Below are 17,437 nucleotides of genomic sequence, written 5' to 3'. Positions count from 1 at the left end.
ATTGGTGTTCATGTCGGAGCGTTGCCTAGCGTGCGGTGCGTCACTCCGAAAGGAACTTCCGGTGTCCTCCGTACGTCGTGTCTCCCACGAGTTCCTGAAGCGTCAGGGCCTCACCACCGTGTTCGGCAACCCCGGCTCCAACGAGCTGCCGTTCCTCGCCGGCCTGCCCGCCGGTTTCCGTTACGTCCTCGGTCTGCACGAGGGTGCCGTCGTCGGCATGGCGGACGGCTACGCGCAGGCCACCGGCCGGCCCGTGCTGGTCAACCTGCACGCCGCCTCCGGCTCCGGGAACGCCATGGGCGCGCTCACCAACGCCGTCTCCGCCCGCACCCCGCTGGTGATCGTCGCCGGCCAGCAGGTGCGCCCGGCCGTCGGCCCGGAGGCGAACCTCGCCAACGTCGACGCCCCGGCCCTGATGAAGCCGCTGGTCGGCTGGGCGGCGGAGCCGGCGTGCGCCGAGGATGTGCCGCGCGCCCTCGCCCAGGCCGTCTTCGAGGCGCGGCTCCAGCGGCGGCCGACGTACCTGTCGGTGCCGTACGACGACTGGGCGGCCGAGGCAGGCGACAACACCCTGGCGGTGCTGGACCGGCGGGTCGAGCGCGGTGCCGTGCCGACCGCCGGACAGGGCCGCCGGCTGGCGGAGCTGGTCGCCTCGGCGCGGCGGCCCGCGCTGGTGCTGGGCGGCGACATCGACGCGGCCGGGCTCTTCGACGGCGCGGTGCGGCTGGCCGAGCGGCTGGGCGGTCCGGTGTGGGCGGCGCCCTCGCAGTTCCGGCTGCCCTTCCCCAACCGGCACCCGCTGTTCCGCGGTGTGCTGCCCGCCGGGATCGCCCCCGTGTGCGCGGCGCTGGAGGGCCATGACCTGGTGCTGGTGCTGGGCGCTCCGGTGTTCCGCTACCACGAGTACCTGCCCGGCCGGTATCTGCCCGAGGGCACCCGGCTGATCCAGGTGACCGAGGACGCGGCAGCGGCGGCGCGGGCCCCGATGGGCGAGGCGCTGGTCGCCGACCCGGGCGCGGTCATCGACCTGCTGACCGAACAGCTCGGCGCGCCCGCCGCGCCCCGCGACCCGTACCGGCCCGTGCCCGACCCGGCCGCCGGTGAGGGCGGACGCCTGCACCCCGAGCAGGTCTTCGCCGCGCTCCGCGACGAGCAGCCCGAGGACACCGCGTACGTCGTCGAGTCGACCTCCACGAGCGCCGCGTGGTGGCGCCAGATGGACCTGCGCCGCCCCGGCTCCTACTACTTCCCCGCGGCCGGGGGGCTCGGTTTCGGGCTGCCCGGCGCCGTCGGGGTCGCCCTGGCGCAGCCGGACCGGCCGGTCGTCGGCGTGATCGGGGACGGCTCGGCGAACTACGGCATCACCGCCCTGTGGACGGCCGCCCAGCACCGGGTCCCGCTGACCGTCGTCCTGCTGCGCAACGGGACGTACGGCGCGCTGCGCTGGTTCGGTGACCTGCTCGGGGTGCCCGACGCGCCGGGCCTGGACATCCCCGGCCTGGACTTCACCAGGATCGCCGAGGGCTACGGCGTCGCCGCCCGGCAGGCCGCGGACGCCGACGAGCTGCGGGCCCTGCTCGCCGAGCGCCCGGACGGACCGCGGCTGATCCAGGTGGACACGGTGCTCACGACGCCCTCCTGACGGGGAACAACGCCCACAGCGCCGCACGGACGCGGCACCTCACGCCCGCCTCCTGCGCGGCCACCCACGGAAACGAGAGGGAACCTTCGATGACACTCCTGGACAGCGACGTCTGGGCCGGAAAGCTCTTCGGCGACGGCTGGACGGACGCCGGCGCGAAGCGGCCGGTCACCGAACCGGCCACCGGCGACCGGCTGGGCACCGTGGGCCTCGCCACGGCCGAGGACGCGGCGCGCGCCGCCGCACGGGCGGCCGAGGCGCAGCGCGGGTGGGCGGACCTGCCGCCGGCCCGCCGGGCGGCCGTCCTGCGCCGGGCGGGCGAGCTGCTCACCGCACACGCCGCCGAGGCCGAGGAGTGGCTGGTGCGCGAGGCCGGGTCGGTGCGCGCCAAGGCGGCCTTCGAGGTGGGGCTCGCGGTCGGCGAGTTCTTCGAGTGCGCGGGCCTGCCCACGCATCCGCAGGGCGAGGTGCTCACCTCCGAGGAGGCCCGCTGGTCCCTGGCCCGGCGCCGCCCGGCCGGGGTCGTGAGCGTCATCGCGCCCTTCAACTTCCCGCTGCTGCTCGCGCTGCGCTCGGTGGCGCCCGCGCTCGCCCTGGGCAACGCGGTGCTGCTCAAGCCGGATCCGCGGACCGCGGTCAGCGGCGGGGTCGTCCTCGCACGGCTCTTCGAGGAGGCGGGGCTTCCCCCGGGCGTGCTGCACCTGCTGCCGGGGGACGGCGAGGTCGGCCGGGCCGTCGTCGAGGCCCCGCAGGTGCGGGTGATCTCGTTCACCGGGTCCACTCCGGTCGGCCGGGCCATCGGCGAGCAGGCGGGCCGTCTGCTCAAGCGGGCCCATCTGGAACTGGGCGGGAACAACGCCCTGGTGGTGCTGCCCGGCGCGGACGTGGGCAAGGCGGCTTCGGCGGGTGCCTTCGGCTCCTATCTGCACCAGGGGCAGATCTGCATGACGACCGGCCGGCACCTCGTCCACGAGTCGCTGCTGGAGGAGTACACGGCCGCGCTCGCCGCGAAGGCCGCCGCGCTGCCGGTGGGCGACCCGGCCCGCGCGGACGTGGCGCTCGGTCCGCTCATCGACCGCGGCCAGCTGGAGCGGGTGCACCGCATCGTCACCGAGTCGGTCGCGGCGGGCGCCACGCTCGCGGCGGGCGGCGAGACCGACGGCGCCTGCTACCGCGCGACCGTGCTGTCCGGCGTCACCACGGACATGCCGGCCTGGCGGGAGGAGATCTTCGGCCCGGTCGCGCCGGTCGTCGGCTTCGCCACGCTGGAGGAGGCCGCGCGGATCGTCGACGACTGCGAGTACGGCCTGTCGGTCGGCATCCTCGGCGACGTCGGTACGGCGATGAAGCTCGCCGACCGGATCGAGTCGGGCAAGGTCCACATCAACGAGCAGACGGTCGGCGACGAGCCGAACGCGCCCTTCGGCGGGGTCAAGGCGTCCGGCACCGGCTCCCGCTTCGGCGGCGCGAGGGCCAACGCCGAGGCGTTCACCGAGACCCAGTGGGTCACGATCCGCCCGGACATCGCCGACTACCCGTTCTGACCCCGACCACCTGTTCCGAGCCGACCACCCGTTCTGAGCGGCCCGCCGTCCGTCCGCGGACGGCCGCCCGCCGCTCCGTCCCCGACCACCGGCAGCCCGTTCCCTTGCGCGATCCTCCGCTCCGTCCCCGCTCCGCCCGCACCCGCTCCCCAGGGGGTATGTCCGATGACATCCACCGTCCCGTCCCACGCCCCGGCCCGGACCACCGCCTCCGGACGCAACGTCTGGACCGTGGTCCTGTGCTGGATCACCGTCATGCTGGAGGGCTACGACCTCGTCGTCCTCGGTGCCATCATCCCGACCCTGCTCAAGACCCACCATCTCGGCATGACCGCCGGGGACGCGACCACGATCGCGACCCTCTCGCTCGTCGGTGTGGCCATCGGCGCGGTGTGCGTGGGACCGCTGGCCGACCGGCTGGGGCGGCGGCTGCTGCTCATCGCCTCGGTGCTGCTGTTCTCCGTCTTCACGCTGCTGGTGCCGCTGGCCGGCTCGGTGACGATGTTCGCCCTGCTGCGGCTGGTGGCCGGGCTGGGACTGGGCGCCTGCATGCCGGTGTCGCTGACGATGATGGCCGAGCACATGCCCGCGCACCGGCGGGCACGGGCCAGCACCCTGACCATGACCGGCTACCACACCGGTGCGGTGATCACCTCGCTGCTGGCCCTCCAGGTGACCGACGACTGGAAGATCCTCTTCTATGTGCTCGGCGCCGCCGGTCTCGTCATCGCGGCCGTCCAGTGGTTCCGGCTGCCGGAGTCGGAGGCGTTCGTCCGCACCCGGGAGACGGCCGGCGACGGCGTCGCGCGGGTGCCGTTCACCGAACTGCTCAAGCCGGCGTACCTGCGCGCGGGCATCGGGGTCTGGGTGGCCTCGTTCATGGGGCTGCTGCTGGTCTACGGCCTCAACACCTGGCTGCCCAAGCTGATGAACGACGCCGGCTACCCGGTGCCCACGGCCGTCACCCAGCTCCTGGTGCTCAATGTCGGCGGTGTCGTCGGTCTGCTCGTGGGCGGGTGGGTCGCCGACCGCCGGGGCATCAAGGGCACCACGGTCGTCTGGTTCGCGGTCTCGGTGCTGATGCTGGCCTGTCTGAGCGTCAGGATGCACAACGATCTGCTGCTCGACCTGGTCGTCCTCCTCACCGGTGTGTTCGTCTTCTCGGCCCAGGTGCTGGTCTACGCCTACGTGACCGACTTCTACCCGGCGGCCGTGCGCGGCACCGCCCTCGGTTCGGCGTCCGGGATCGGCCGGATCGGTTCGATCGTGGGTCCGTCGGTCACCGGCGCCCTGGTCACCGCCGGGATAGGCCACCCGTGGGGCTTCTACTTCTTCGCGATGGTCGCCGTCCTCGGCTGCGCCGCGGTGCTGACCCTGCCGCGCGCCGCGGCGAAGGCCGGGTGAGGGATCTCGGGGCCGGACCCTGACACGGCGTCAGGGTCCGGTCAGGGTGGCGCCGGGGTTGTCACGGATAGTGACCGCCCGGTGCGGTTCGGCAGGCTGGCGGCATGCCGAAGACCACTGCGCGCAGCCCTCACTCCCGTCCCCGCTCCCGTTTCCGTCCCCGTGCTCTCGCCGCCGGGGCCCTGGCCGGTGCGGTCGCCCTGGTGGGCCTCGCGGGCGCGCTGCCCGCGAGTGCCGCACAGCCGGGCGCTCCGTCCTTCTCGTCCGTCTCCGCTCCCTCCTCCGGCTCCGGTCCGTCCGTTACCGCTCCCTCAAGTTCCGGCCGCCCCGGCTCCGTCACCGTCTCCGTGGCCGTGCCGACGGACTTCCGCGACTGCCCCGCCCTCCCGGCCGGTGTCGACCCGGCCGCCTGGCGCTGCGAAGTGCACGCCGCCGCACCGCGGTTGTCGATGGGCGGCCTCGCGGTGACGCTCGCGCCGATCACCATGACCCATGCCGAGGGACCGCTGCCCGACGGGACACCGGGCCAGGTGTGGGGGGCGATGCACAGCGCGGCCACCCCCGTCCCGGGCGGACTGACCGGCACCGCGCAAGCCGGGCCGGCACCGCTGACGGGCCTGTCGCTCCAGCCCGAGTACGGCGGCCGGTCCGACTTCTACACGGGCCGGTTCAGCCTCCGCTTCCGGCTGGTGAGCCCGTTGCTGCCCCGCAGTTGCGTGATCGGGGCCGACGCGCCGGTCGACTTCGCCCTGAAGCGGCCGAGCCCCTCGGAGTGGCTGTCCACCAACCCGCCCGTGATCCGGTTCTCCGCGTACGACGACACGTTCGCCGCCCCGGCCCCCGGGCACTGCGGTCCCCTGACCCGCATACTCGGCCGCCGGCTCGGCCTCCCGGCACCGACCGGCAACCTGATGAGCTACGACGCGATCTACACGTTCCGGACCTACGACACCCTGCCCGCCCGCTGACGCGCCCCCGGAACGGGTGACCCCGCCGTTCGAACGCCGCCCGGCGACCCGCAACCCCCCGTGCCCGTACGCAGTTGCTTCCCTGGTACCCCCTCTGCGACGGAGGCTTCTCTTGCGTATGACCGACATCCAGCGCTGCGAGGTCCGGCCCGGACGGCTGGTCGAGTGGACACTCGACCCGGCGGCCGTCCGGACCGCCTCGGATCTCCCGGACGATGCCCGACCGCCGGCGTACATCCAGGAGTCGCACATCAGGACAGCCAGGACCGTCCGCGAGAGCGGGCTGTTCGTGCCGACCTGGCTGGGCACCGCGTTCGACGTCCCCGGCCGAGTCGATCTCGACGCGCTCGGGGAGGCCCTGCGCGGCTGGATGCTCCGGCACGAGACGCTGCGCAGCGGCTTCCGCTGGACCGGCGACGACATGCGCCGCTTCACGCTCGACGCCGCCGACGTGGCACTGCGCCGCGAGACGATCGGTGACTTCGACGACCCGGGCGTGCTGGTCCAGCATCTGCAGGACCGTTTCGACCACACCGCGGACGCGCTGCGCTGGCCGAACTTCCTGTTCACTGCGGTCGTCCGGGAGGACGGCGCCAGTGTGTACATGGCGTTCGACCACAGCAACGTGGACTCCTACTCGGTGCAGCGGCTCCCGGCGGAGATCCATGAGCTGTACCGTGCCGGTGCCGGGGGGAGCCGGCCGCAGCCCCGGCCGGTCAGCAGCTATGTCGACTTCTGCCGCACCGAGCGGGCCGACGCGGACGGGATCGACCGCACCGACGCCGTCGTCGGGCGCTGGCGGGACTTCATCGGCCGCTGCGGCGGCCGGCTGCCGAACTTCCCCCTGGACCTCGGTCTGGAGCCGGGCGGTGCGCTGCCCCGCCAGAAGCTGATGAACGAGATGCTCGTGGACGCCGGTGACGCGGCCGCCTTCGAGGCGTACTGCCGGCCCTACGGCGGCAGTCTGGTCGGCATCCTGGCGGCCACCGCCCTGATCGTCCATGAGATCGGCGGGGAGCCGGTCTACCGCACGGTGGTCCCCTTCCACACCCGGCACAAGTCGCAGTGGCGGGACTCGGTGGGCTGGTACGTGGGCGGCGCGCCGATCGAGGTCGAGACCGCGCGGGCGGCCGACTTCCCGGCTCTGCTGCGGATGGTGAGCGACCGGCTGCGCGCCGCCAGGCCCCTGTCCAGGATGCCGCTGGCGCGGGTGCTGCGGCTGCTGGGGACCGACTTCCGGCCGACCTCCCCGGACCTGTACTCGATCGTCTCGTTCGTCGACGCCCGGGACATCCCCGGCTCCGGTGACTGGGCGGGGCTGAAGGCGTACGGCCTGATCAGGGTCTCCTACGGCGACCAGGTGTGCGCGTGGATCAACCGGCTGCACGAGGGGCTCCAGTTCGCGAGCCGCTATCCGGACACCGACATCGCGTACAAGAACATGCGGCTGTACGTGGAGCAACTGCGGGAGGTGATCGTCTCGGTGGGCCGTCCTCAGGTCTCCTGAGGGGGCTCGGGCAGCGCCAGCTCCGCCCAGATCACCTTGCCCTCGGGGGTGTACCGGGTGCCCCAGCGCTCGGTCGTGCGCGCCACCAGGAACAGGCCCCGGCCGCCCTCCTCGGTGGTCGCCGCGTAGCGCAGATGCGGGGACGCGCTGGTGCCGTCGGAGACCTCGCAGATCAGGGTGCGGTCGTGGATCAGCCGGACGTGGATCGGTGCCGATCCGTAGCGGATGGCGTTGGTGACCAGTTCGCTGAGGACCAGTTCCAGGACGAAGCCCAGTTCGGCCAGGCCCCATGCGTCGAGCTGCGCGCCGGCGGCGACCCGGATACCGGCGACGGCGGCCGGGTCGGGCGGCACGTCCCAGTCGGCGATCCGCTCCGGCGGCAGTGCGCGGGTGCGGGCCACGAGCAGGGCGACGTCGTCGCGCGGCCGGGCGGGCAGCAGGGCGCCGAGCACGGCCCGGCAGTGTTCCTCCGGGTCCCGCTCGGGGTGTCCGGCCAGCGCCCGGCGCAGCAGTTCCATCCCCTCGTCCAGGTCGCGGCGGCGGTCCTCGATGAGGCCGTCGGTGTACAGGACGAGCTGGGTGCCCTCCTCCAGTTCCAGTTCGGCGGTGCGGAAGGGCATGCCGCCGAGGCCGAGCGGCGGTCCGGAGGGCAGGTCGGGGAAGGTGACGGTGCCGTCCGGGCGCACCAGCGCGGGGGCGAGGTGTCCGGCGCGGGCCATGGCGCAGCGGCGGGAGACGGGGTCGTAGATCGCGTACAGGCAGGTGGCGCCGACGACGTTGGCCGCGGTCTCGGGGCAGTCCTCGTCCTGGTCGATGCGGCCGACCAGGTCGTCCAGGTGGCTCAGCAGTTCGTCGGGGGGCAGGTCGAGGGTGGAGAAGTTGTGCACCGCGGTGCGCAGCCGGCCCATGGTGGCGGCTGCGTGCAGGCCGTGGCCGACCACGTCCCCGACGACGAGGGCCACCCGGCCGCCGGGCAGCGGGATCACGTCGAACCAGTCGCCGCTGACGCCGGACTGGGCGGGCAGGTAGCGGTAGCCGGCCTCGACGGCGCCGTGCTCGGGCAGGGCCCGCGGCAGCAGGCTGCGCTGGAGGGTGACGGCGAGGGCGTGCTCGCGGGTGAAGCGGCGGGCGTTGTCGATGCTGACGGCGGCGCGGGCCACCAGTTCCTCGGCCAGCGACAGTTCCTCCTCCTCGAAGGGGCCGTGCTCCTTGGAGCGCCAGAAGTTGGCCACGCCCAGCACCGCGCCGCGGGCCCGGATCGGTGCGGTGATCAGCGAGTTGATGCCGTAGTCGACGATCCGCCCGGCGCGCTCGGGGTCCTGTGCCTGCCAGCCGGCCGCCGATGCCAGGTCGGGCAGCCGTTCGGACACTCCGGTGCCGTAGCCGCGGGCCTGCGGGGTGGAGGGCACGAAGTCGATCAGCCGGCCCCTCTCGTAGAGAGGGTGGTCGTCCCGTACGCCGCGCACGGCGACGCGGCGCATCCCGGCGGAGGCGGGCTCCGGCTCCTCGCCGCACAGGACGGCGTCGTCGAGGTCGACGGTGACGAAGTCGGCGAAGCGGTCCACGGTGACCTGGGCGAGTTCGTCGGCGGTGCGGGCGATGTCGAGGGTGGTGCCGATGCCGAGCCCGGCGTCGTAGAGGAGGTTGAGCCGTTCCCGGGCGACCTCGGCGCGGCCGGACAGCGCCTGGAGTTCGGTGGAGTCACGCAGGGTGACGACGGTGCCTGCGGGACCTCCGGCGCGGTCGGTGGGGCGCTGGTTGACGGCGAGCAGCAGCCCGCCGGCGAGATGGACCTCGTCGGTGGCCTCCCGGCCGGACGCGAGCAGCGCCGCGGTCTCGGGCTCCAGTTTCGGGAGCTTGGCCACCGGCCGGCCCTCGGCGTCCGGCGGGAGGTCCAGGAGCCGCCGGGCCTCGTCGTTGGCCAGCAGCAGCCGGCCGTCGCCGCCGACGATGAGCACGCCTTCGCGCACGGAGTGCAGGACCGCGTCGTGGTGGTCGTACATGCGGGTCATCTCGTCCGGGCCGAGGCTGTGGGTCTGGCGGCGCAGCCGCCTGCCGACCAGGGCGGTCACGGCGGTGGCCAGGCCCAGGGCGACGGCTCCGGCGGTGAGGATGATCGGGATCTGGTGGTAGACCTGCCCGGTGACGTTCTTGACCTTCAGCCCGGCGGAGACCAGGCCGACCACATGGCCGCCGGTGTCCTCGACGGGGACGATGGCCTGGACCTCCTGCCCGAGCGGCCCGTGCACGCTCTCCGTGCGGACCTGACCGGCCAGTGACGGGCCGATGGTGCCGACGAAGCGCCGGCCGATGCGGTCGGGCAGGGGGTGGGTGTAGCGGATGCCGTGGGTGTCCATGACGACGATGAAGTCGACGCCCGCGGTCCGGCGGCCCGCCTCCGCCAGCGGCTGGAGCACGGCCGAGGGGGTGGGCCCGCGCAGCGCGGCGACGACACCGGGGGCGTGGGCGAAGGTCTGGGCGACGGCGACGGAGCGGCGTCTGGCCTCGGCGCTGGTGTCCCGCTGCGACTGGAGGAGGAGAGCGAGGACGGCGCCGATCACCAGCAGTACCACGAGGGCCACCTGGAGAACGAACACCTGTCCGGCAACGCTTCGCGGACTCTTTCCCGCCAGCGACCGCCCCGGTATCCGTCGAAGACGGGCAAAACGGTCTGCCATGCGGCCTTTGTAGCACCGACACGCCCGAGTCGTCACGGGTTGGGCGGATGTTCGTCGGCCGGTACCGCTCCTTGAGACGGTGGTTTCAGTGGGTGGCGGGGTCGCGCAGCAGCGCGTCCAGCCGGTCCAGGATCCAGGACCAGGTCTGGCCGGAGTCGGGCGCACTGTGGCTGAAACCGCCGGCCAGTTCCAGGCTCACATAGCCGTGGAACACGCTGCCGAGCAGCCGGACCGCGTGGGTCTCCTGCGGTTCCGCCAGGTCGTAGCCGCGCAGGATGGCCCGCGTCATCTGGGCGTGCCGCACGCCCGCGCTCGCGGCGGCCGTCTCCGCGTCGAGCGGGAGCCGGGCTGCCGTGTAGCGGCCGGGGTGCTCCCGGGCGTACCGGCGCAGGACGTCGGCGTAGGCGGCCAGCGCCTCCTTGCCCGCCCGCCCGGCCAGCGCCTCGGCGGCCCGGTCGGCCAGTTCCTCCAGGGCGAGCAGGGCGATGCGGGTCTTGAGATCCTGGGAGCTCTTCAGGTGCGAGTACAGGCTCGCGACCTTGACGTCGAAGCGTCTGGCGACCGCCGAGACGGTCACCTGCTCGAAGCCGACCTCGTCGGCCAGTTCCGCCCCGGCCCGGACCAGGCGGTCGGTGGTGAGTCCCGCGCGTGGCACAGCGTTCCCTTCCGTTCCCTGAAGGGATTGTGCCCGTGCCTAAAGATGTTAGGCAAATGGCCGTCATGGGACGTCACGGCGTCCCGGTGCCCGAGGTGCTGCTCCACGGCCGCCGGAAGGGCCCCGTCCGCCCGAGTGGTGTCCCGGGCGGACGGGGCCCTCCTGCCGCGGACCCGGACCGCTAGTGGTCCGTGCCGGCGGGAGAACCGACGGCCGGCGGAGCGGTCATCAGCTTCCCGAACAGGGCCATGCACGAGGAACAGTGACCGGCCCGCTGCGCGTTCGCCCCGTCGACGCGCCGGCCGAGCCGCCGCCCGCAGAGCGTGGTCACCGTGTTCTTGGCCATGACATGCCACACCGGCGCGCCGCCCGGTTCCTCGGCTCCTGCACACATCTCATACATGATCGGCTCCCTTGATGGACGCCTCTCTGACTCCAGGAGACACCCGATCAGCCGTAGGCACGCAGTCACGGAGGGCCATTCGGGTGACACGCCGGGTGGGGGGCCCGCGGGCCGGTGCGGGCGGGCGCGGTGCCATCATGGGCGCCATGCGGAAGAGCGGTGCGATACGGACGGCTGCCGCGACGGTGGTCTGCGGAGCCCTGGCGATGTCCCTGACCGGCTGCGGCGGCTCGGGCCACCCGAGAGCGAAGGGCGTCGGGAACAGCGGCGCGGGCGGGACGGCCGCCGCTCCGCACGGCACGGCACCCGCCCGGGTGCCCGGCATCGGCGAGCGGCTCTGGCGGCAGGTCCCGGCCGCCACCCGCCAGGTCGTCGCCGTCTACGGCGCCGGGCCGAACTCCCCCGACGCGACGGTGCGGCTCTTCACCCGGCAGGGCTCCGGCTGGCGGCAGGAGCGCTCCTGGCCCGCGCACAACGGCCGCAACGGCTGGACGGCCGACCACCACGAGGGCGACCAGCGCACCCCCGTGGGCGTCTTCACACTGAGCGACGCGGGCGGGGTGCTGGCCGATCCGGGGGCCCGGCTGCCGTACACGCGGTCCGCCTCCTTCCAGGCGCCGCACTCCTGGAACAAGAACTCCTGGCACGACTTCGACTACGTCATCGCCATCGACTACAACCGGGTGCGGGGCACCTCGCCGGAGGACCCCACCCGGCCCGAGGGACAGCACAAGGGCGGCAGCATCTGGCTGCACATGGACCACGGCAGCGGCACCTCCGCCTGCGTGAGCCAGTCCGAGGACGCCATGCGCTACCTGCTGCGCACCCTCGATCCGCGCCTGCACCCGGTCGTGGTCATGGGCGACGCCCGGGATCTCGCCGCCTGAGACGGCGTCCACGCACCGGACGGACCGGCGACAAGGTGCCGGATGCATCTACTGTCTGTCGTGCCGACGGACGGGGACCGCACGCACCGAAGGGGAGCCCTGGGATGACCGAGGAGACAACCGAACGCACAGCGCCGCACGGACCGGAGGCCGTCGTGGCGCTCCGCGAGGTGGGCGTACGCCGCTTCACCACCGACCAGGTGATCCTCGACGGCGTCGACTGGACGGTCCGGCCCGGCGAGCACTGGGCGCTGCTGGGCGCCAACGGCGCGGGCAAGACCACGCTGCTGCGGCTGCTCGGCGCGCTCATGCACCCCACCTCCGGCAGCGTCGAGGTGCTCGGCGCCCGGCTCGGCCGGGTCGACGTGCGGGAGCTGCGGGCCCGGATCGGACACGTCACCTCCGCGCAGCGCGTACCGCAGGACCTCGACGCCCACACGGTGGTGCTCACCGGCCACACCGGCACGGTGCAGCCGCTGTGGCGGTCCTACGACGACGAGGTGCGCGAGCGCGCCCGCGCGCTCCTGGCCGAGCTGGAGATCAAGGAGCTGGCCGACCGGCCGTACGGTGTCTGCTCGGGCGGGCAGCGGGCCCGGATCCTGATCGCCAGGGCGCTGATGGCGGAGCCCGCGCTGCTGCTCCTGGACGAGCCGTTCAACGCCCTCGACCTGCCCTCCCGGGAGGACCTGGTGGAGGCCATGCACCGGCTGGCCGAGGGGCGTCCGCGGCTCGCGACCGTGACGGTCACCCATCATCTGGAGGAGCTGTCCCCCGCCGTCAGCCACGCGCTGCTGCTGCGCGAGGGCCGCATCCTGACCAGCGGGCCGGTGGCGGAAGTGCTCACCGGCGACCGGCTGACGTCCTGCTTCGGCCGGCCGATCGCGGTGAACCGGCACGAGGGCCGCTGGTGGGCGTACTCCGGGCGGCAGAGCGGCTAGGGACCTCCCGTCCGGGTCCGGCCGATCATGGGGTTCGGCGTGGCGCAGCGTGGCCTGATGCCGCTTTCCCCTACCGGCAGTAACGTGATCAACTTTGGCTCCAGGCGCTCCGTACAGCCGAGTTGAGCGCCGTTCGCCGTCCGAACCCCCCGTGCGAGGATCCTCATGCCGCCCCAGGGCGATGCTCTGCCGCAAGCGCATTCTGACTACCGCAACCATCTGGAGACGTGCCGCCAGTGCCGCGCCGACGCCGCGCCCTGCCCCGTGGCGAAGCATCTGCTGCGCCTGTACAACAACACGCGCAGGGCGGCGGCACGCGTCAACTGACGTGACAGCGGCGGCGGCAGGACCTCGGACCCGGTTCCCGCCGCCGCTCCGTCGTACCGGGCGGCGCCGCATGGGACCGGCGAGGGGCCGGTTCCGGCCAACTTGCCCAGGGGGACGGCAGGTTGACGTACGCGGTCCGGCCGGTGCCGGACGGTCGCCGGACCGGCGCTCTCCGTGCCGCCGGGTGCGGGACCGGCTGCTGCGCGCACTGCCGCGCGCCCCTTTCGGCCGACCGGGTGACCACCCCCCGAGGCGGAGGCCGCGGCACGGAAAATGACCGTCGAGATCAGCGGACGCGCCGCCCCAGTTCTCCCACATATCGCCATAAAACGTGTGTTATTCATTCATGCACACACCTACGCGGCGCACCTTGCTCAGTGCCTCGATCATGGCTGCCGGCTCGGGTCTCCTGGGAGCCTGCTCGGGGTCCGGCTCCTCCTCGGAGACGGGTCCGCACCCGGGAACCGCCCAGGGCTCCGGCACCGCGGACGGCGGCCACCGCCCCTTCGTCCCCAAAGGCCCCAAGGGGTACGTGAACCCGTCCGACCCCGAGGTGCTGGCCGCCGAGCGCAAGCGCGGCACGGGACCGGTGCGCACCTTCCGCCTCACCGCCGCCGAGGCCACGTGCGACGTGGGCGGACGCTCGTTCCGGACGTGGGCGTACAGCGACGGGCTGCCCGGCCGGGAGATCCGGGTGACACAGGGCGACATCCTGGACCTCACGCTCGCCAACCGGCTGCCCGTCGCGACGACGCTGCACTCGCACGGGGTCCGGCTGCGCTGCGACATGGACGGTGTGCCCGGCCTCACACAGCCCGGGATCAAGCCCGGCGAGGAGTTCCGCTACCGCTTCGCGGTGTCCTACCCGGGCACGTACCTGCTCCACTCCCACGAGGGCATGCAGCCCGACCGGGGGCTGTACGCGCCGCTGATCGTGGACGACCCCAAGGAACCGCTGTCCTACGACAAGGAGTGGGTCGTCGTCCTGGACGACTGGGTGGACGGGGTGGAGGGCTCCACCCCGGACGGCGTGCTGGCGCAGCTGCACGGCGGCAAGCATCCGGCGATGAGCATGGAGATGGGCGGCGACCATCAGCAGGAAGGTTCCGGCAGTCCGCGTCCGTCCGGCGGCCGGAGCGCGCCGCTGCGCAGGGCGGCGGGCGGCCCGTCCCGCATCCTGCGGCAGTCCCACAGCCGTCTCCTGGACGGCATGGGCGGCAATGTGGACTTCCCGTACTACCTGATCAACGGGCGGCTGCCGCAGTCCGCGCAGGTGTTCCGGGCCAAGCCCGGGGACCGGGTGCGGCTGCGGCTCATCAACGCGGGCGCCGACACCGCCTTCCGGGTGGCACTCGGCGGCCACCGGATGACGGTCACGCACACCGACGGCTACCCGGTCGAGCACCGCGACACCGACGCGCTGCTCATCGGCATGGCCGAGCGCTACGACGTGCTCGTCACCGTCAAGGACGGCACCTTCCCGCTGGTCGCGCTGGCCGAGGGCAAGGGCGACCGGGCGAAGGCGCTGGCCGTGCTCCGCACCGACCAGGGCAAGGGCCTGCCCGCGCCCACCGTCCACCCGGACGAGCTGGACGGCCGCCTGCTCCCGGCCCACAGTCTCAAGCCGCACGAGTCGGTGGCCCTGAGCGACGAGAAGCCGGACCGGGAGATCCGCATCCGGCTGACCGGCAACATGAAGGACTACAACTGGGCCTTCGACCACCAGCCCTACTCCACCGAGCACCGCCACGCCGTCCGCCAGGACGAACGGGTCCGGCTCACCCTGATCAACGCCACCGACATGTGGCACCCGCTCCATCTGCACGGCCACACCTTCGCGCTGACCGGCCTCAACGACATCGGCACCCGCAAGGACACGGCGATCGTGCTGCCGCACCGCAAGCTGGTCGCCGACTTCTACGCCGACAACCCGGGCCTGTGGATGCTGCACTGCCACAACCAGTACCACTCCGAGTCCGGCATGATGACGATCCTCGGCTACCGCAGGTGACGACCGGTGCGGGCACACCGGCCCGGCGGGCGCTGCGCACCCCGCGCGCGGCCGGGCTGGCCGGGGTGCTGTTCGCGCTGCTGCTCGCGGCGGCGATCGTGCTGATCCGGCTGGGGATCCCGGAGGGCGCGGACGCGGCGACGGCGCCGGTCCGCACCGATCCCGCGCGGCGGGACGCGGTCCGGGCGGCCCTCGCCCTGGTGCCGCTGGCCGGGATCCTCTTCCTGTGGTTCACCGGTGTCGTGCGCACCCATGTGGGGGCGGCCGAGGACAAGTTCCTGGCGACCGTCTTCCTGGGCAGCGGGCTGGTCTTCGTGGCCACCATGTTCGGGGCTGCGGCGGCCGCGAGCGCCGTCGTGGCGGCCGCGCACCCGTCCTCCGGCGCGGTGGCCTCCCCCGCCACCTGGGAGTTCGGCCGCCGGCTGGCCCACGAGCTGATGACCGGGTACGCGATGCGGATGGCGGCGGTCTTCACCTGCTCGCTGTCCGTGATGGGACACCGGCTGCGGATCCTGCCCCGCTGGCTGACCGTGCTCGGGCTGCTCGCCGCGCTGACCCTGCTGTTCGCCTCCTCGACCGTGCCCTGGGCCGAGCTGGTCTTCCCGGCCTGGGCGCTGGTGCTGAGCGCGTACATCCTCGCGGTGGCCGGGCGCGCCGGGCCGGCCGCCGCGACGGCGGACTGAGCGCGGCGGCCCGTCACTCCGACGGACGGTTCCGGCGCGCGGACCGGCCGCCGGGCCCGCGATGCTGTCCGAGGGGAGATGACCGCCGTCCGAGGGCGCCCGCCGAACGGGTGGTCCCCGAGGACCTGGCCGCCGGAAGGGCGGGTCACCGATGAGGCTTGTCGTCGATCTCAACAGATGCCAGGGCTACGCTCAGTGCGCATTCCTCGCACCGGACGTGTTCACGATGCACGGCGAGGAGTCGCTCGTCTACAGCCCCTGGGCCGACGACGAACAGCGGGAGAAGGTGGCCCGCGCGGTCGCCGCCTGCCCGGTGCAGGCGATCACCGCCGACGGTCTCGACGGTCCGGCCGAGCCGGCGGCCGCGGCGGGACAGGGGGCGCCCGATGCCCGCTGAGCAGTTCCACGAGTGGCTGCGCCGCGAGGGCCGCATCGTCGTCGTGGGTGCCTCGCTGGCCGGTCTGCGGGCCGCCGAGACCCTGCGCGCCGAGGGCTTCCGCGGCTCGCTGACCATGATCGGCGACGAACCGTACCAGCCGTACGACCGGCCGCCGCTGTCCAAGGCGGTCCTGCTGGGCAGGGCGGCGCCGGACCGCACCGACCTCCCCGGGCGCCGCGACGTCGACGCCGTCTGGCGGCTGGGCACGGCCGCGACCGGGCTCGACCTGGCCGCCCAGCGGGTGCGGCTCGCCGACGGCGACGAGGTGCCCTACGACCGGCTGCTGATCGCGACCGGGGTGCGCGCCCGGCCCTGGCCCAAGGAGGAGGAGGCCCAGCTCGACGGGGTCTTCGTGCTCCGCACCCGGGACGACGCCGTCCGGCTGCACCGGCGGCTGAAGGCCGGTCCGCGCCGGGTGTTCGTGATCGGCGCCGGGTTCACCGGTTCGGAGATCGCCTCCGCCTGCCGGGACCAGGACATTCCCGTCACCGTGGCCGAGCGGGCGGACGCGCCGCTGGTGGGCGCCCTGGGCGGGGTGGTCGGCGCGGTCGCCGCGGAACTCCACCACGACCACGGGGTGGATCTGCGCACCGGCGTCATGGTCACCGGTCTGGAGGGCAGCCCGGTCGGCCGGGTGCGGGCCGCGCACCTGTCCGACGGCAGCGTCGTCGAGACGGACCTCGTGGTGGTCTGCCTGGGCGCGACCCGCAACACCGAGTGGCTGACCGGCTCCGGGCTCGGCGCCGGGCCGCGCGGCATCGCCTGCGACGCGGGCTGCCGGGCCTTCGACTTCCGGGGCATCGTCACCGACGACGTGTACGTGGCCGGGGACGTGGCCCGCTCCCCGCATCCGCTGTTCAGCTACCAGTTCCTGTCGCTGGAGCACTGGGGCAACGCCGTCGCCCAGGCGGAGGTGGCCGCGCACAACATGATCAGCGCCAGTTCGGACCGGATCCCGCACATGTGGGTGCCCGCCTTCTGGTCGTCGCAGTTCGGCGTGAACATCAAGTCCGTGGGCGTGCCGTCCATGGGCGAGCAGATCATGATCACGCAGGGCTCGCTCACCGAGCGGCGCTTCGTCGGCGTCTACGGCTACCAGGGCCGCGTCATCGCCGCCGTGAGCTTCGACAACACGCGCTGGCTGGAGTTCTACGAGCGGCAGATCGAGACGGGCGCCCCGTTCCCGGTGGAGTACCCGACGATGGACCGCCGCCCCGAGGGCCGCAAGGCGATGCCGGCCGACTTCCCCGACCCGTCCCTGCCGACGCACGGCCCGACGGTGACACTCAGCGGCTACTCCCCCACCGACCGGCGCCTGGTGTTCACCCCGGCCCGCCACTGACCACCGCAC

The 17,437-nt window shown here is 73.5% G+C and carries 14 protein-coding genes; 11 read left to right on the top strand and 3 right to left on the bottom strand.

Annotation, left to right across the window (positions count from 1 at the left end):
• Window positions 1-61: 61 nt before the first annotated feature.
• The 5 genes from mdlC to B086_RS0111265 all read left to right on the top strand — a co-directional run bounded on the left by mdlC (window position 62) and on the right by B086_RS0111265 (window position 7,065).
• Window positions 62-1,642, top strand: coding sequence for a benzoylformate decarboxylase (gene mdlC, locus B086_RS0111285; RefSeq protein ID WP_018566515.1), 1,581 nt, complete (start codon window positions 62-64; stop codon window positions 1,640-1,642).
• An 89-nt stretch (window positions 1,643-1,731) separates the two neighbouring features.
• On the top strand, window positions 1,732-3,186 hold the full coding sequence (locus B086_RS0111280; RefSeq protein ID WP_018566514.1) for an aldehyde dehydrogenase family protein: 1,455 nt from the start codon (window positions 1,732-1,734) through the stop codon (window positions 3,184-3,186).
• Between the two features lie 165 nt (window positions 3,187-3,351).
• Window positions 3,352-4,590, top strand: coding sequence for an MFS transporter (locus tag B086_RS0111275; RefSeq protein ID WP_018566513.1), 1,239 nt, complete (start codon window positions 3,352-3,354; stop codon window positions 4,588-4,590).
• Window positions 4,591-4,694: 104 nt separating this feature from the next.
• Window positions 4,695-5,558, top strand: a complete 864-nt coding sequence (locus B086_RS0111270; RefSeq protein WP_234029297.1) for a hypothetical protein — start codon at window positions 4,695-4,697, stop codon at window positions 5,556-5,558.
• Between the two features lie 112 nt (window positions 5,559-5,670).
• Window positions 5,671-7,065 (top strand): condensation domain-containing protein, encoded by a 1,395-nt coding sequence (locus B086_RS0111265; RefSeq protein WP_026252313.1) that lies wholly within the window; start codon window positions 5,671-5,673, stop codon window positions 7,063-7,065.
• On the opposite strand, the gene B086_RS0111260 is transcribed toward B086_RS0111265, so the two are convergent.
• From B086_RS0111260 to B086_RS39755, 3 genes are all read right to left on the bottom strand, one after another.
• Window positions 7,053-9,743: a SpoIIE family protein phosphatase gene (locus B086_RS0111260; protein ID WP_078510069.1), complete on the bottom strand. Its 2,691-nt coding sequence runs from the start codon at window positions 9,741-9,743 to the stop codon at window positions 7,053-7,055. The two genes, B086_RS0111265 and B086_RS0111260, sit on opposite strands and share 13 nt — an antisense overlap.
• 85 nt (window positions 9,744-9,828) lie before the next feature.
• Window positions 9,829-10,398 (bottom strand): TetR/AcrR family transcriptional regulator, encoded by a 570-nt coding sequence (locus B086_RS0111255; protein WP_018566509.1) that lies wholly within the window; start codon window positions 10,396-10,398, stop codon window positions 9,829-9,831.
• Window positions 10,399-10,579: 181 nt separating this feature from the next.
• Window positions 10,580-10,792 (bottom strand): hypothetical protein, encoded by a 213-nt coding sequence (locus tag B086_RS39755; RefSeq protein ID WP_234029296.1) that lies wholly within the window; start codon window positions 10,790-10,792, stop codon window positions 10,580-10,582.
• A gap of 155 nt (window positions 10,793-10,947) precedes the next feature.
• On the opposite strand from B086_RS39755, the gene B086_RS0111245 reads away from it, so the two are divergent.
• The 6 genes from B086_RS0111245 to B086_RS0111220 all read left to right on the top strand — a co-directional run bounded on the left by B086_RS0111245 (window position 10,948) and on the right by B086_RS0111220 (window position 17,428).
• Window positions 10,948-11,688 carry a L,D-transpeptidase family protein gene (locus tag B086_RS0111245; protein WP_199790741.1) on the top strand — a complete coding sequence of 247 codons (741 nt, stop codon included), beginning with the start codon at window positions 10,948-10,950 and terminating at the stop codon, window positions 11,686-11,688.
• A 104-nt stretch (window positions 11,689-11,792) separates the two neighbouring features.
• Window positions 11,793-12,626, top strand: a complete 834-nt coding sequence (locus B086_RS0111240; protein ID WP_018566506.1) for an ABC transporter ATP-binding protein — start codon at window positions 11,793-11,795, stop codon at window positions 12,624-12,626.
• A 673-nt stretch (window positions 12,627-13,299) separates the two neighbouring features.
• Window positions 13,300-14,964, top strand: coding sequence for a multicopper oxidase family protein (locus B086_RS0111235; protein WP_026252310.1), 1,665 nt, complete (start codon window positions 13,300-13,302; stop codon window positions 14,962-14,964).
• On the top strand, window positions 14,961-15,647 hold the full coding sequence (locus B086_RS0111230; RefSeq protein WP_018566504.1) for a hypothetical protein: 687 nt from the start codon (window positions 14,961-14,963) through the stop codon (window positions 15,645-15,647). The genes B086_RS0111235 and B086_RS0111230 overlap by 4 nt, the downstream gene beginning before the upstream one ends.
• Window positions 15,648-15,798: 151 nt before the next feature.
• Window positions 15,799-16,044: a ferredoxin gene (locus B086_RS0111225; RefSeq protein WP_026252309.1), complete on the top strand. Its 246-nt coding sequence runs from the start codon at window positions 15,799-15,801 to the stop codon at window positions 16,042-16,044.
• The gene (locus B086_RS0111220) at window positions 16,034-17,428 is read left to right on the top strand and encodes an NAD(P)/FAD-dependent oxidoreductase (protein WP_018566502.1); all 1,395 of its coding nucleotides are present in this window, start codon (window positions 16,034-16,036) and stop codon (window positions 17,426-17,428) included. The genes B086_RS0111225 and B086_RS0111220 overlap by 11 nt, the downstream gene beginning before the upstream one ends.
• Window positions 17,429-17,437 lie beyond the last annotated feature (9 nt).

The sequence above is a fragment of the Streptomyces sp. PsTaAH-124 genome, assembly GCF_000373685.1.
Taxonomy (GTDB): Bacteria; Actinomycetota; Actinomycetes; order Streptomycetales; family Streptomycetaceae; genus Streptomyces; species Streptomyces andamanensis.
Note: the sequence above shows the minus strand (reverse complement) of the source record. Positions and strands in the feature narration are given on the sequence as shown.